The 15,691-nt window shown below is 64.2% G+C and carries 13 protein-coding genes; 12 read left to right on the top strand and 1 reads right to left on the bottom strand.

Annotated elements, in window-relative coordinates; genetic code table 11:
- The first annotated feature begins 28 nt into the window (after window positions 1-28).
- The 3 genes from ACVWW6_RS27105 to ACVWW6_RS27115 all read left to right on the top strand — a co-directional run bounded on the left by ACVWW6_RS27105 (window position 29) and on the right by ACVWW6_RS27115 (window position 5,606).
- On the top strand, window positions 29-3,469 hold the full coding sequence (locus tag ACVWW6_RS27105) for a hypothetical protein (RefSeq protein ID WP_456681648.1): 3,441 nt from the start codon (window positions 29-31) through the stop codon (window positions 3,467-3,469).
- 90 nt (window positions 3,470-3,559) lie between these two features.
- Entirely contained in the window at window positions 3,560-4,315 is a 756-nt protein-coding gene (locus ACVWW6_RS27110) for a hypothetical protein (protein WP_011087560.1), read from the top strand.
- 154 nt (window positions 4,316-4,469) lie between these two features.
- The gene (locus ACVWW6_RS27115; RefSeq protein WP_375761892.1) at window positions 4,470-5,606 is read left to right on the top strand and encodes a zinc-binding dehydrogenase; all 1,137 of its coding nucleotides are present in this window, start codon (window positions 4,470-4,472) and stop codon (window positions 5,604-5,606) included.
- A gap of 29 nt (window positions 5,607-5,635) precedes the next feature.
- On the opposite strand, the gene ACVWW6_RS27120 is transcribed toward ACVWW6_RS27115, so the two are convergent.
- Window positions 5,636-6,373: an SDR family oxidoreductase gene (locus tag ACVWW6_RS27120; RefSeq protein ID WP_011087558.1), complete on the bottom strand. Its 738-nt coding sequence runs from the start codon at window positions 6,371-6,373 to the stop codon at window positions 5,636-5,638.
- 96 nt (window positions 6,374-6,469) lie between these two features.
- Between ACVWW6_RS27120 and ACVWW6_RS27125 the strand changes: the two genes are divergently transcribed.
- The 9 genes from ACVWW6_RS27125 (at window position 6,470) to ACVWW6_RS27165 (ending at window position 15,690) form a co-directional block, all read left to right on the top strand.
- The gene (locus ACVWW6_RS27125; protein ID WP_375761891.1) at window positions 6,470-7,450 is read left to right on the top strand and encodes an AraC family transcriptional regulator; all 981 of its coding nucleotides are present in this window, start codon (window positions 6,470-6,472) and stop codon (window positions 7,448-7,450) included.
- 109 nt (window positions 7,451-7,559) lie between these two features.
- Window positions 7,560-8,558: an MBL fold metallo-hydrolase gene (locus ACVWW6_RS27130; RefSeq protein WP_456681649.1), complete on the top strand. Its 999-nt coding sequence runs from the start codon at window positions 7,560-7,562 to the stop codon at window positions 8,556-8,558.
- A 174-nt stretch (window positions 8,559-8,732) separates the two neighbouring features.
- Complete coding sequence (locus ACVWW6_RS27135) at window positions 8,733-9,284, top strand: NADPH-dependent FMN reductase (protein ID WP_271554112.1); 552 nt, start codon at window positions 8,733-8,735, stop codon at window positions 9,282-9,284.
- Window positions 9,285-9,429: 145 nt separating this feature from the next.
- The gene (locus ACVWW6_RS27140) at window positions 9,430-9,747 is read left to right on the top strand and encodes an FtsB family cell division protein (protein WP_011087554.1); all 318 of its coding nucleotides are present in this window, start codon (window positions 9,430-9,432) and stop codon (window positions 9,745-9,747) included.
- 209 nt (window positions 9,748-9,956) lie between these two features.
- A complete protein-coding gene (locus ACVWW6_RS27145; RefSeq protein WP_038967230.1) occupies window positions 9,957-10,916 on the top strand; it encodes a helix-turn-helix domain-containing protein in 960 nt (319 codons plus the stop codon).
- Between the two features lie 280 nt (window positions 10,917-11,196).
- Window positions 11,197-12,714, top strand: a complete 1,518-nt coding sequence (adh, locus tag ACVWW6_RS27150) for an aldehyde dehydrogenase (protein ID WP_110116126.1) — start codon at window positions 11,197-11,199, stop codon at window positions 12,712-12,714.
- 226 nt (window positions 12,715-12,940) lie between these two features.
- On the top strand, window positions 12,941-13,963 hold the full coding sequence (pdhA, locus tag ACVWW6_RS27155) for a pyruvate dehydrogenase (acetyl-transferring) E1 component subunit alpha (RefSeq protein ID WP_028171818.1): 1,023 nt from the start codon (window positions 12,941-12,943) through the stop codon (window positions 13,961-13,963).
- Window positions 13,964-13,992: 29 nt separating this feature from the next.
- Window positions 13,993-15,384, top strand: coding sequence for a pyruvate dehydrogenase complex E1 component subunit beta (locus tag ACVWW6_RS27160; RefSeq protein WP_028171819.1), 1,392 nt, complete (start codon window positions 13,993-13,995; stop codon window positions 15,382-15,384).
- A 3-nt stretch (window positions 15,385-15,387) separates the two neighbouring features.
- On the top strand, window positions 15,388-15,690 hold the full coding sequence (locus ACVWW6_RS27165; RefSeq protein WP_008142223.1) for a DUF5076 domain-containing protein: 303 nt from the start codon (window positions 15,388-15,390) through the stop codon (window positions 15,688-15,690).
- The last annotated feature ends 1 nt before the right edge of the window (window position 15,691 follow it).

Below are 15,691 nucleotides of genomic sequence, written 5' to 3' on the forward strand. Positions count from 1 at the left end.
CTTTGCCTCGCCCAACGCGGAGCGCCAAATGACCAGATTGCGAGCAACCCGAGCCGTCAGCACGGATGGAACCGTTACCGTTCAGGCCAGCGGTCAATTGATGGACGACTACGTCTACGCCACCGATCTGACCGGCGAGACGGATCTGACGGCGATACAACAGGCCGACGGCAGTTACAGCCTGCTTTACCTCGGAGCGACCGGCAACATCATGTCGCTGCGCCGGGACCCTGACAGCGATACGGGCTGGAGCGAGGAGGTGGTCGATGCCACCCTTCAGCCGAGCCAGGTTGTCGGCGGCATCGATGCCAGCGGCAGGTTCACGGTCTTTGCCATCGGCTCGAATGCGGCGGCGCCCGATGTTTATGTCATGACGCGCCAGAGCGGGGGAAGCTGGAGCGCGCCGCAGCCGATCGCACCGGACGGCTCGGTGCCTGTATTCATGCAGGCCAGCAAGCTTGCGGCCTTTGCAATCGCGGGCAAGCTCGAACTGTTCGCGTTGCTCAGCCCCTCGCCGGGGTCCAACGGCCAGTCCAGCCTGTGGCGTATCGGCTGGGATGCTGCCGCTCCGAGCTGGCAGTACATCGCCGATACCGACCAGACCATCATCGAGAGCTGCACCGTCGCGGACATCGATTGTCTCTTGTTCGCGAACACCGCCGAGGCGACGCCCGTCGCGCTGGATCTGTTCACCGTGGCGGCTCCCTTCACGGCAACGGCAACATTACTGGCGGCAAACATCGTATTCCGCTCGCTGGCCGTTGGTTCGCAGGCGGACAACAATTCGGCGGTGTTCATTGCCGATCCCGGTGACATGACCGATCGGCCGCAGATCCAGTATCTCGACGGTGGCAATCCGGACGCCGGCTTCGTGGTCGTGGATTCCACGATCAAGGCGACCGCGCTGGCGGTTGCGAGCGCCGGCGCCAATCCATTGGCGCTGTTTGCGCTCGATGACAGCGGCTCGCTGCAATTGATCGCGACGCCGCCGTCGGACACCAAATTCGACTTCTTCCTTCGCCTGAGGAACATCCTGACTGCGCGGGGGACGGAGGGCGATGCGGAGCTGGTTGGCTATGTGCCCACAAAGGGCCTCATACGGATATGGCAGAGTCCGCCGGACGATCCGACTTCGCCGGACGGCAGCAAGGGCGGCTGGAGTCAGGAGCCGATTCAGTATCCACCGCTGACCCGCAAGCTCGTCGAGCAGAAGACCTATTCGACGACGCTGACTTTCTATGACGCGAAGGGCGTGACCCTTTCCAACGCCAAGGTCGCGCTGAAATCGACCGAGATCGTGAGCGCCTCGATCGCCGGGCAAGTCGTGACCCTTGGTCCGGCGCGGGCCCTGACGTTCACGACCGATGCGTCCGGCCGCCTGCGGGTCACGACGGAGACGCGGTCGCTGAATGCCGCGGGGCTCAGCGCCAGGCTGCCGGACCTGATGATGGACGGCGGCGATTTCGCGGTGACGCCCAATCATGATGTGCAGGAACGGCTGCGCAACATCACGACAGCCCAGGTCAAGCAGCTCGTGCCGAGCGAGTTCGCCGGCGATGCCGATCAAATCCGGCTGGCCGTCACGGAAGCGATGGCGAACATCCATGACGGGCCGGTCGCGTTGGTGCGGGCGCGCATCAGTGCCAGGGACGACCTTCGGCTGCCGCTGCCGATGCGCGCGCAGCCCCGGCAGCCCTTCCGCTTCACCGTTGCCGGCGGGCGGGCCGTCTTCAAGACTCTCACCGATGCGGAGGCGGACGCCGCCATCGCCGAGATCGCGGCGTTGCGCACCAGTCCGGATTTTGGACTCCTCGACTTTTTCGAGGACGCGATCGAGGCGATCGGCAATGCGTTCGAGACCGCGGTCGATGCGGTGTACGACTACGTCATTAAGCCGATCGCCACCGGTTTCGAACTCGCCATCAACTGGGTGGCGGACAAGCTCAAGATCGCCTGGAACGGCATCGTCGACACCGTGGAAAGCGCGTTCCGCTTCGTGGAAACCGTCTTCAACGCGGTCAGGACGTTCTTCGTCAGGCTCTACAATTTCCTTGCCTGGCTGTTGAGCGATGCGCGCAAGGACATCTGGGCCACCAAGCGGAAGTTCGAGCGGATCTTCAGCCAGGGTCTGGTTTCGCTCGCAGGCTTTGCCGCCGACGGCGGCAAGGTCAGTCACAGCTTCTTTGAGACCATGGAAGGTACCGTCAAGCAGGCCTTTGCGGGGATCGAGAAGGATCTCGGCAAGATCGATGCGGATGACGGGATGGATGCGCCGTCCGGCGTGAGCACGTTTCTCGAAATCATCGAGGACAGCGCAAGCGTCGCCAACTGGCTGATGGACAAGGTTTCGTTCGGCAGCCTCATCAGCCTTGGCATCAATATCCCGTCGGCGATGGTGCAGGATGCGATGGCTCTCATCTCGCGGGTCCAGTCGACATTCGCCACCGAGATCGCGAAGCTCATCCAGGCAAGCATGAAACGCTTGCGGGCGCTGGCAACCAGCACGTCGGAGTTCGGCAAGGTGCTGCTCGCCACGATCCTCGGCGAGGTGAAAGACCTGATCCTGGCCGTTCTGCGCGTCCTCGATGGACTGGTTCAATCCGTTTTGAACTTCTTCGCCAAGGATCTCGTCGCGCTCAACACCGCAGTGTTCGGCGCCTCCATCAATAACTTCGTCATTCAGGCGCTCTACGATCTGATCAACCCGGGGTCTTCGGAGGGGCTGACCGTCGTCGGCCTCGGCTCGTTGCTCTGCGCTTTCGTTGCGACCACGCTCTATCGCATCATCTTCGAGGATTCTCCGTTCTCGCTCGAACAAGCCGAGCAGGGCGTTGCGTCGAGCAAGAAGGAGATCGGCGTTCTGCTGATCCTGTCCGGCCTCGTTCAGGCGACGGTCTGGTGCGTCGCCGACGTCGGGCTCGATGTCGGATTGTTCGACAACCCGCCTGCCTGGCAAGCGCTGGCCGTCGTGATTCTCGGCCCGACCTTGATCCAGTTTCTCGCCTGGCCCGGAGGCCCGTTCGCACGGCTCGCGTTCGACACGCCGGTCAACAAGGCCACCTCGGCGGCCTGGCTGTCCGGGTTCGGCAATATCGCGTTCAAGTTCTTGTGGGGCATCGCCCGTAAGTTCAAGGATGGTCCGCGCGGCTCGTTCCCGGGATCTTGCGCACTGAGTGCCGGCGGCATCCTGTCCTTGGCGATGAATGCATGGATGCTCTTCGAGAAGGAAAGTGCGGGCACGGCGCGGGTGTCGGAATGGGTTGCCGGCGCCGCCGGGTCATTGTCGGCGATCGCAAAGCCGGCCAAGCACACGCTTGATCCGCTTGATGCCCGTATCTTCCTCGGCGTCGTGGATATCGTCAGCGACGTCAGCGCCGGAATCGCCAAGATCGTCCACGGCAAGGAGATCATCGATTCGGAGCAAGGGACGACGCTGACTGCAAGGCGCGTCTCGATGGGCTCGGCCTAGGTCACGGCCCGCGCGTCCGGAGGGACGCTCACACTGCTCAAATTTCGCAAACTGATTTTCACCCAGGCTGTTTCATCAGAGGATATTTTCATGCCCGCACTCTCGGATCCGACCTTGCAGACCAAAGGCAGGCTTACTGTCGGCCTCAACCTCGACAACAACGCATCGTACATCAGCAGCGGCGCGGTGAACGGACTGAAGGTGACGGCCGGAGCGCTTGCCTACGGGCCGCCCAACGAACCTCCGCCGCCGTGGAAGCCGGGCAAGCAATACTGGTCCGGAAACGGCACCGCGTTCGGCGCCCAGGGAATGGTCCCGACGACCTACGGCTACACTTACCAGGCCGGCATCTACCAGCCACTGTACATCAGCGACATGAGCAGCAATGCCGTGATGACCGGGAAGACCTATGTCTTCACGTTCTCGCTGGGAGCCGAATGGATTCAGCTCTACCTCAGGGTCACTGGCGGGCCCGACGGAGCTACGGTTTTGCCCGGCTTCGGACTTTGGAGCCTTGGCAGCAACCCGCACGCCTGGACCTACGTGACGCCAGAGGCCTTCACCGGCGAATGGATGATCGGGCTCCTCAGTCCGGCCTGCTTCAACATCGTGTGGCTTTCGGTTGAATATGCACCGCCCAAGGATTACGGCGGCGGTCTGCCGGAGGCGCGGCTATGCTTCAAGGTATCGGGGCTGTCGCCGACCAATGCATTTGCGTATTCGACGGATGTCGATCTCGGCGGCCCCCGTCCGCTGGGGCAGGACATGCCGATCGGACTTCAGCATCTGCATCCGCGCAGCCAGCCGCACATCCTGCAGCGCGAATCCGCCGTTCCCGTCGGCTAGGCTTCCTGTTCAATCAGTTGCTGCGCTGCGAGCCGGAACTTGGTAAGGAGGCCGCCTATCCGGGCGCGTCGCGCTGCAATGCCTGGGCCTGAGGCCATGAGTTGGTCGAGGGCCCAAGGCCTCGCTGACGCTCCTGCATCAAGGGAGGATCGACATGAGCGATGGCGAAACCGGACTGCAACTGCGTTCGCTGATCAAGAAGAGCGGCGAGCTGGAAATCTCGCTTCTCGACGTGCCGACCCCCGAGCCCGCCGAGGACGAGGTGGTCGTCCGCGTCGAGGCGGCGCCGATCAACCCGTCCGATCTCGGTCTGCTCGTCGGCGCGGCCGACATGAGCACGGCGAAGCTCTCCGGCACAAAGCAGGCGCCCGTCATCACCGCGAAAGTGCCTGACGGTGCGATGCGCGCGATGGGCGCGCGGCTCGACCAATCCCTGCCGGTCGGCAACGAAGGTGCCGGCGTCGTCATCAAGACCGGCTCGTCGGATGCCGCAAAGGCGCTGATGGGCAAGACGGTCGCGATGATCGGCGGCGCCATGTACTCGCAATACCGGACCCTGAAGGCGAGGGACTGCCAGCCATTGCCTGACGGCACGACGGCGGCGGAGGGCGCGTCCTGGTTCGTCAATCCGCTCACCGCGCTCGGCATGACCGAGACGATGCGGCGCGAAGGCCACAAGGCGCTGGTGCATACCGCTGCCGCCTCCAATCTCGGGCAGATGCTGAACAAGATCTGCATCAAGGACGGCATTCCGCTCGTCAACATCGTGCGCAGCAAGGAGCAGGCGGAGATCCTGAACAAGATCGGTGCCAAATACGTCGTCGATTCCAGCGTGCCGAGCTTCCTCGACGATCTCACGGCCGTGCTGGTCGAGACCGGCGCCACTATTGCCTTCGACGCCATCGGCGGTGGCAAGCTTGCCGGCGACATCCTCAACTGCATGGAAATCGCGATCAACAAGACCGCCAAGGAATACAGCCGCTACGGCTCCAGCGTGCACAAGCAGGTCTATGTCTACGGCGCGCTCGATATCCGCCCGATCGAACTGCCGCGCGGCTTCGGCATGGCCTGGGGCGTCGGCGGTTGGCTGCTGACCCCGTTCCTTCAGAAGATCGGTCCGGCCGACATCGGACGGCTGCGCCAGCGCGTCGTGAACGAATTGAAGACCACCTTCGCCAGCCACTACACCAAGGTGGTCTCGCTTCCCGAGGCGCTCGATCCCGCCAACATTGCGGTCTACGCCAAACGGGCCACCGGCGAAAAATTCCTCATCAACCCGAATAAGTCGTGACGAGCGATGGCGTCCAGGCCTGATCGAATTTATGCCTGAGCCGTGGGGCGAATAACGATCTCGCCGACGTCCACGCTATCCGGCTGCGCTATCGCGAAGGCCATCGCCTCCGCGATTGCGCTCGCCGGAATGGCCATCGCCTTCATGCTTGCCTGCCCTTGCTCCCGCAACGCGGAATCCGTCATGGAGGACGGCAGTTCGGTGTCGACATAACCGGGTGAGATGGTCGTCACGCGAAGGGACGGGCCGACCTCCTGACGAAGTCCTTCGGAAATCGCCCTGACGGCATTCTTGGACCCCGCATAGACGGCCATTGTCGGAACGATCTTGAGGCCGGCGGTCGACAGGGTGTTGACGAAATGGCCGAAGCCCTGACGACGGAACACGGGCAGGGCCGCGGCGATCCCGTAGAGCACGCCCTTCACGTTCACGTCGATCATGTCGTCCCAGTCGTCGACCCTCAGATCGTCCAGGAGCGAAATCGGGGCAATCCCCGCATTGTTGATCAGGACGTCCAGCTTCCCGTATCGATCCGTTGCCAGTCCGACGAGCCCGGCGACATCCTCGCGTTGCCTGACGTCGGTGACGAGGTACGACGCCTTTCCGCCCTTTGACGCGATGCTCGCGGCCAGCATCTCCAGCCGGTCGGCGCGCCGTGCGCCGAGGACCACGATGGCGCCACGTTCCGCGAGATGCCGGGCGGCGGCTGCGCCTATTCCGCTGCTGGCGCCCGTGATGGCGATGACTTTGCCTGCGATGCCCGTCATAGATGTTCCATGCAATTCGTTGCGATGAACTTCGCATCGAAAGCGAGGATGATCTATGCTCGAAGTGCTCGAAAATCGTCGAGATCGGATCAAGCCTTGGACACACCCCCGGATAGGCACGAGACCTCGGGTAACACCTCGGACCCGCTGTCTCAGGTCTTCTCGCTCCTGAACGTTCGCGCTGCGCGTTGCACGAGGTTCGAGGCGGGCGGCAATTGGTCGTATCGGTTCCCGGCCAAACCCGCCCTGAAGTTCGGCGCGGTCATCCGAGGTGATTGCTGGATCGATTTCGGTGACGAAGCCCATCATCGGCTTGTCACCGGCGACTGCTTTCTTCTGGCCAATGCACCAGCCTATGTTCTGGCCAACGACCAACGCCTTGCTCCCGAAGACGGCATAGCGGCGTTCGATTGGACGCAGTCGGATGTCGCGCGTCACGCGGGCAGCGATACCGTTCTGCTTGCCGGCAGTTTCGGTTTCGAAGCGTCGGACGCCGGATTGCTGCTCGATGCGCTTCCTCGCTTTCTGCTCATACCGTCGCGCAGCCCGTCGGCCCCCATCATTCATTCCACGCTCGGGATTCTCGACCTTGAAATCAGGGGGACGGGAATCGGAGCGGCCGTACTCACCGACAGGCTTGCCGACGTCCTGCTCGTCCAGGTGCTCCGCGCGGCGCTGGATCAGAGTGCCGGCGAGGGTTTTGGATGGATCAACGCGCTGGTCGATGCCAGGATCGGCAAGGCCATCAGGCTGATGCACGAGAACGCCGCTCACCCCTGGACCTTGGACGCATTGGCCGACGCGATCGCCATGTCGCGATCCGCGTTTTCGAAGCGGTTTAAGTCGCTTGTGGGGTTGGCGCCGCTCGACTACCTGCTTCGATGGCGAATGCGACTTGCACGCGATCAGCTACGACGTGGAGCGACCGTTTCGGCAACGGCCGCGCAGCTTGGATACTCGTCGGAGAGCGCCTTCGGACATGCCTTCAAGCGAGTCTACGGCCACGCACCGAAGCGATACTGGCGCGGACAGGCCGCGGGCGAAAAATTCCCCAACGCCCCAAATAAATTATCGTGATCTGCGACGGCACCTCACCGAAGGAAGGTCTTGCCTTCTGAGCGAAGCGGGGGATTATTCCGCCGCTATTGAAAGCGGGACAACCGCAAGCAAAGAAGGGGACACTTCCATGACCGATCTGAATCGCCGCCACTTGCTGGCGGGCGCGGCCGCTGTGGGCGCGGCTGCCGTTACCGGGCTCGGACCGATCACTGCTCGTGCCTCAGTGCCGCAAGCCGGGGCGCAGGCGCCGGGCTTCTACCGCTACAAGGTCGGCAGCTTCGAGTGCACCTCGATCAATGACGGCGCGCGCACCTTCCCGATGCCGGACAAGTTCGTCGTCAACGCGCCCAAGGACGAGGCGCTCGCCGCGGGCGAGGCGGCCTACATGCCCAAGGGCATGGTCACGGTGCCGTTCAACCCGCAGCTCATCAACACCGGCTCCAAGCTCGTTCTGATCGATACGGGCAACGGCGTCGCCAATCTCGAGCCCAGCAAGGGCGCGGTCGGCCGCACCCTGCAGAACCTCGCGGCCGCCGGCGTCGATCCCAAGAGCATCGACGTCGTGCTGCTCTCGCATCTGCATCCCGACCACACCAACGGCATTCGGCTCGCCGACGGCGCGCTCGCGTTCCCGAATGCGGAGATCATGGTGCCGGGCAAGGACTGGGAGTTCTGGACCAGCGAGGACAACGCCGCCAAGGCCGAGTCCAACGCGATGATGAAGAACTACTTCGCCAACGTGAAGAAGACCTTCGCCGGCCTCGAATCCAAGGTCACCAAGTACGAGTGGGGCAAGGAGGTCGCGCCCGGCATCACATCGATCGCGACGCCCGGCCATACGCCCGGCCACACCTCGTTTGCGGTTGCATCCGGCGATGCCAAGGTGCTGATCCAGTCCGATGTCACCAACATTCCGGAGTTCTTCCTGCGCAATCCGGACTGGCACGTGGTGTTCGACACCGATGCCGCGTTGGCGCAGCAGACGCGCCACAAATTCTACGACATGGCGGCGGCCGAGAAGGCGACCGTGATCGGCTTCCACTTCACCTTCCCCTCGGTCGGCCATGTCGAGAAGGACGGCGCCAAATATCGCCTGATCCCGTCGGCCTGGAATCCGACGATCTGATCGGGCTGGACGTTTGTGCGAAAGATCGGGCCGCCGCTTGGCGGCCTGATTGTTTTGGACGACGGTTTCAGAAACTCAATGTTTCCAAATCGGACCGGTTCATGCACTTGCATCCATTGGTCCGGATCGCTTAAGTGCCGCCCGGCACTCCCGCTCAAGTTCTGAGGACACTCCATGGCCTACAATATCGTCGTGATCGCCGGCAGCCTGCGCAAGGACAGTTTTTCGCTGAAGATCGCCAATGCGCTCGCGAAGCTCGCGCCGGCCTCTCTCAAGCTCGAGGTCATCACGCCGGCGGGCATCTCCTTCTTCAACCAGGACCTCGAGGGCGCGCCGCCCGCGGACTGGCTGGCCTTCCGCGAAAAGCTCCAGAAGTCGGACGGTGTCCTGTTCGTCACCCCGGAATACAATCGCGCCATCCCGGGCGTCCTCAAGAATGCCATCGACGTCGCCTCGCGCCCCTATGGCAAGAGCTCGTTCAACGGCAAGCCGGTCGGCATCATCTCGAACTCGCCGGGCCCGCTCGGCGGCGTCAGCGCGGCCAAGACGCTCCAGAACATCCTGCCGGGCATTGCCGGCCCGATCATGCAGCAGCCCGAGACCTACCTGAACGCGGTTGGCGACGCCTTCGATGCCGAGGGTAACCTCGCCAAGGACGCGCTCAAGACCGTGCTCCAGGCCTATATCGACGCCTTCGCCGCCCACGTGGCCAAGCATCACGGCTGAGGCTGAACAACCTTGTCATTCCGGGGGCGGCTCGAAGAGCCGAACCCGGAATCTCGAGATTCCGGGTTCGATGCTGCGCATCGCCCCGGAATGACAGTTTGCCAAGATTAGCGCTCCCTTAACCAAGCTGCCCCATCTTCCCAAGATGGTCTCCCGCGCGCGCCTCAAATCGATCCTGACCGGTCTTGCCCTCTATGCGATGGCGGCTGCCATCGTTGGCTATTTCGGCGTCAACGCCTATACCGGCAAATACGGCCTCAACGCCCGCCAGGAACTCGACCAGGAGATCATCGCGCTGACGAGCGAGCTGGCCCAGCTCAAGCGCGAGCGCGCCAGGAGCGAGCAGCGCGTCTCGCTGCTGCGTTCCGCGAGGATCGATCCCGACATGCTGGACGAGCGGGCACGCTTCCAGCTCGACTATGTCAATCCGCGCGATCTCGTTCGGATGATCCCGCCGAACTAGCGCTTGCGCAGGTTTCGAAACCGGTATCGAAAGCCGGCGCCGGGTCCGACCGCCTCCTGCAAAGGTCGCAAGACCGCAGTCGTCTTGCCGCCTTGACGGAGCAGCGCGGGCGGGGGCATGGCTTATGCGGCGCAACCGCTCCCCAGGATTGACAGAGATCAATCAGGCCGCGCCGGCACGCCGTAGATTGCCACCCGGAGGAAACGGTGATGAATGGGTCAATGCCCCAGCATCACGCGGCTCGTGTCGAAGCCGCTATTGCATCAGGCCAGGCGGCTCGCTCCGCGCTCGTGGCCTCCTGGCGCCGTTCGTCCCGACTGCATCATCTCGACCCCTCCGGCCGCGGCCTGCCCCAGCGGCTGACCGACGCGGAACTCCGCGAGGCGCGCGAGCGGATCGCACCGCTGCTCGCCGCTGCACGAGGCGCGATGGACCGGCTCTACCAGGCGGTTGGCGCGGCCGGCTGCTGCGTGCTGCTGGCCGACGGCGAGGGGGTGCCGGTGGATCGTCGCGGCACGCCGGCGGACGACACCACCTTCCAATCCTGGGGTTTGTGGACCGGCGCGCTCTGGAGCGAGGAGCGCGAGGGCACCAATGGCATCGGCACCTGCGTCGTCGAGCAGCGGCCGCTGACGATCGACCGCGACCAGCACTTCTTCACGCGCAACACGCTGTTGAGCTGCACCGCCGTACCGATCTACGACCACGAGGCGGCGTTTGCCGGCGTGCTCGACGTCTCCTCCTGCCGCGCCGACCGGACCGATGCGTTTTCCAATCTGATCGCGCTCGCGGCAGGCGAGGCGGCAAAGCGCATCGAGGCCGACTTGTTCCGCCGGGCTTTCGCCCATGCCCGCATCGTGCTGACGCCGGCTGCGGACGGACAGTGCGGGGGCCTCGTTGCGGTCGATGCGGACGATCTCGTGATCGGCGCGACACGCTCCGCCCGGGTGGGACTTGGGCTCGCGCCAGGCCGGGCGTTGCGGCCAGTGCCCGCGGCCGATCTTCTCGGCGGCGATACGGCGCGCGACCACCTCGCCGGCGGTCAGCGCGCGGTGGTGCAGCGGGCGCTGCTCCGCGCGGGCGGCAATGTTTCGGCGGCCGCCAAAGCCCTCGGCGTCAGCCGCGCAACCCTGCACAGGAAGCTCAAGCGGTTCGAGCTGAACCACTGAGGGCCACTGTCCTTTCAGCCGTCATTGCCAGCGCAGCGAAGCAATCCAGAATCTTTCCGCGGAGGGACTCTGGATTGCTTCGCTGCGCTCGCAATGATGGGGTGGAAGCCGCGAGCCCTCGATCTTGCACCTGCCTCACCCCGGACCTGTCGCAGAACTGCGACAGGTCCGCTCCGCCATCGCTCCTATCAGGGCTGACAGAAATCGCCTCCCGCATCATCGTCGGCGCAAGTCGCGATCAGCGACGAATTGCGCAAACAGCAAACATCGGGAGTGATCAATGAACAAGGTGGAATTCCTCAGCGTCACCAAAGTTCCCTTCGCCGAACGCTACGACAACTTCATCGGCGGCAAGTTCGTCGCGCCGATCTCGGGCAAATATTTCGACAATGCCTCGCCGGTGAACGGACAGATCGTCTGCAAGATCGCACGCTCCGACGCGCAGGACGTCGAAGCTGCGCTCGACGCGGCGCATGCCGCCAAGGCCGGCTGGGGGAGCACCAGCGTCGCCGAGCGCGCCGCGATCCTGAACAAGATCGCCGACCGCATGGAAGAGAATCTCGAGCGCCTCGCGATCGCCGAGACCTGGGACAACGGCAAGCCGATCCGCGAGACTCGCGCCGCCGACATCCCGCTCGCCATCGACCACTTCCGCTATTTCGCCGGCGTCGTCCGCGCCCAGGAAGGCTCGATCGGCGAGATCGATCACGATACCATCGCCTATCATTTCCACGAGCCGCTCGGTGTGGTCGGCCAGATCATCCCCTGGAACTTCCCGCTGCTGATGGCCTGCTGGAAGCTCGCGCCTGCGCTCGCCGCCGGCAATTGCGTCGTGCTCAAGCCCGCCGAGCAGACCCCGGCCTCGATCATGGTCTGGGCCGAGATCATCGGCGACCTGCTGCCGCCCGGCGTCCTCAACATCGTCAACGGCTTTGGCCTCGAAGCCGGCAAGCCGCTGGCCTCGAGCCCGCGCATTGCCAAGATCGCCTTCACCGGCGAGACCTCGACGGGCCGGCTGATCATGCAATATGCCAGCCAGAACCTGATCCCGGTCACGCTGGAGCTCGGCGGCAAGTCGCCGAACATCTTCTTCAAGGACGTCACCGCCGAGGACGATGACTTCTTCGACAAGGCGATCGAAGGCTTCGTCATGTTCGCGCTGAACCAGGGCGAGGTCTGCACCTGTCCGAGCCGGGCGCTGGTGCACGCCGACATCTATGACCGCTTCATGGAGCGGGCGCTGAAGCGCGTCGCCGCGATCAAGCAGGGCGACCCGCGTGCGGCCGACACCATGATCGGTGCACAGGCCTCGGGTGAGCAGCTCGCCAAGATCCTCTCCTATATCGACATCGGCAAGCAGGAGGGCGCCAAGGTGCTGGCCGGCGGCGGTCGTGCCGAGCTCGGCGGCGATCTTTCCGGCGGCTTCTACGTCCAGCCGACCGTGTTCGAGGGCCACAACAAGATGCGAATCTTCCAGGAGGAGATCTTTGGTCCCGTCGTCTCGGTCACGACCTTCAAGACCGACGAGGAGGCGCTCGCGATCGCCAACGACACGCTCTACGGTCTCGGCGCCGGTGTCTGGAGCCGCGATGCCAACCGCTGCTACCGCTTCGGCCGGGCGATCCAGGCCGGCCGGGTCTGGACCAATTGCTACCATGCCTATCCCGCGCATGCGGCGTTCGGCGGCTACAAGCAGTCGGGCGTCGGTCGCGAGACCCACAAGATGATGCTCGATCACTACCAGCAGACCAAGAATCTCCTGGTCAGCTACAGCCCGAAGAAGCTCGGCTTCTTCTGATCGGAACAGGAGCGGGCGGCGCCGTTTTGGCGCCGCTCGTTCCGGTAAACGGGACTTGGCCCGCACGGCGTTAGATTTGTTGCCTGATCTGCGCCAAAGATTTTCCAATATTTCGATCACGTTGCAGTGCGGCATAATGAATGTCGTGTCATGCCGCCGCGGTGCTTTCCAAGGGTGTTTGACTTGGGTTAGAGAGGACGAAAGTTTTCTCTGACCCGGAATTCCCATGGCCGCACCCAAGAAAGCCGCCGCAAGCGCTCCACAGGACAAGACCAACGGCGGTTCGCCCCCGGAATTCACCAGGGAGCAGGAGCTCAAGGCGCTCCGCGACATGCTCCTGATCCGCAGGTTCGAGGAAAAGGCCGGCCAGCTCTACGGCATGGGCGCGATCGGCGGCTTCTGCCACCTCTATATCGGCCAGGAGGCCGTGGTGGTCGGCATGCAGATGGCCCTCAAGGAGGGCGATCAGGTCATCACCGGCTATCGCGACCACGGTCACATGCTCGCGACCGGCATGGACGCCAACGGCGTCATGGCCGAGCTCACGGGACGCCGCGGCGGCTATTCCAAGGGCAAGGGCGGCTCCATGCACATGTTCAGCAAGGAGAAGCACTTTTACGGCGGCCACGGCATCGTCGGTGCCCAGGTCTCGCTCGGCACGGGTCTGGCCTTCGCCAACAACTATCGCGGCAACGGCAATGTCAGCGTCACCTATTTCGGCGACGGCGCGGCCAACCAGGGCCAGGTCTATGAGAGCTTCAACATGGCGGAGCTCTGGAAGCTGCCGGTGATCTATGTCATCGAGAACAACCGCTACGCCATGGGCACCGCGGTCTCGCGCGCTTCCGCGCAGCAGGACTTCTCCAAGCGCGGCGCGTCCTTCAACATCCCCGGCCTGCAAGTCGACGGCATGGACGTCCGTGCGGTGAAGGCTGCGGGCGACGAGGCCGCCGCCTGGTGCCGCGCCGGCAAGGGGCCGATGATCCTGGAAATGCAGACCTACCGCTATCGCGGCCACTCGATGTCCGACCCTGCAAAATACCGCACGCGCGAGGAGGTCGAGAAGGTCCGCCACGATCAGGACCCGATCGAGCAGGTGCGCAACCGCCTGCTGGCCGCCAAGGTCAGCGAGGCCGACCTCAAGGCGATCGACGCCGAGGTGCGCGATATCGTCAACGCGTCTGCCGACTTTGCCCAGCATGATCCCGAGCCGGATGCCGCTGAGCTCTGGACCGACGTTTACCGCTGAACGCGCGCAAGCTTTCTTTTGGAGCCGATATGCCAATTCAAGTGCTGATGCCCGCGTTGTCGCCCACGATGGAAAAGGGCAACCTCGCCAAATGGCTGAAAAAAGAGGGTGAGGCCATCAAGTCCGGCGATGTCATCGCCGAGATCGAGACCGACAAGGCGACCATGGAGGTCGAGGCGACCGACGAGGGCACGCTCGGCAAGATCCTGATCCCCGAAGGCACCGCCGACGTCGCCGTCAACACGCCGATCGCGACGATTCTTGCCGACGGTGAGAGCGCCGCTGATCTTGCAAAGGCGCCCGCGCCGGCCCCGCAGCCGAAGGCCGCCGAATCCGCAGCCCCTGCCGCCGCAAAGGCCGAGGCACCCGCGCCCAGGGCTGCGCCGTCCGCACCGCAAGCTGTCGCCGAGCCCGATCCGGAAGTGCCCGCCGGCACCGAGATGGTGACGCAGACCATCCGCGAAGCGCTGCGCGATGCCATGGCCGAAGAGATGCGCCGCGACGCCGACGTCTTCGTGATGGGCGAAGAGGTTGCCGAGTATCAGGGCGCCTACAAGGTCACCCAGGGCCTGCTCCAGGAATTCGGCGCCAAGCGCGTGATCGACACACCGATCACCGAGCACGGCTTTGCCGGCATCGGCGTCGGCGCCGCGATGACCGGGCTGAAGCCGGTCGTCGAGTTCATGACCTTCAACTTCGCGATGCAGGCGATCGACCAGATCATCAACTCCGCCGCCAAGACGCTCTATATGTCCGGCGGCCAGATGGGGTGCTCGATCGTGTTCCGCGGCCCGAACGGCGCCGCCGCGCGCGTCGCCGCGCAGCACAGCCAGGACTATTCATCCTGGTATTCGAACGTTCCGGGTCTCAAGGTCGTCGCGCCGTTCTCGGCCGCGGATTACAAGGGCCTGCTCAAGGCCGCGATCCGCGATCCCAATCCGGTGATCTTCCTCGAGAACGAGGTGCTCTACGGCCACACCGGCGAAGTGCCGAAGCTCGACGACTTCGTGATCCCGATCGGTAAGGCGCGCATCGTGCGCTCCGGCAGCCACGTCACAATCATCTCCTGGTCGAACGGCATGACCTATGCGCTCAAGGCCGCCGACGAGCTCGCCAAGGACGGCATCGAGGCCGAGGTGATCGACCTGCGCACGCTGCGCCCGATGGACACCGAGACCATCGTCAACTCGGTCAAGAAGACGGGGCGCGCCGTCACGGTGGAAGAGGGCTGGGCCCAGAGCGGCGTCGGCGCCGAGATCGCCGCACGGATCATGGAGAACGCCTTCGACTATCTGGACGCGCCTGTTGCGCGCGTCTCCGGCAAGGACGTGCCGATGCCCTATGCCGCGAATCTGGAGAAGCTCGCGCTGCCGTCGGCGGCGGAAGTCGTCGAGGCCGCCAAAGCCGTCTGCTACAGGTAGACCATGGCGGGCCCGAAGGAGCAGCCACTGCCACCCGACGTCATGACCCGCGAGGACGCGGTCGAGATCCTGCGCGTGTTCGTGCTGGACGGCGGGCTGTCGATGGCGTTCCAGCGCGCCTTCGAGGAACCCGACATGTGGGGCCTCTTGCTCGTCGATCTTGCCCGTCACGCCGCGCGCGCCTATGCGCGCGAGAGCGAATATACCGAGGAGGACGCGTTGAGCCGGATCCTCGAGATGTTCCAGGCCGAGATCGAGCGTCCCACGGACACCGGCACCACGACGCCGCGCGGGAAGGGGCACTGAC

The sequence above is a fragment of the Bradyrhizobium sp. USDA 3311 genome, assembly GCF_054062495.1.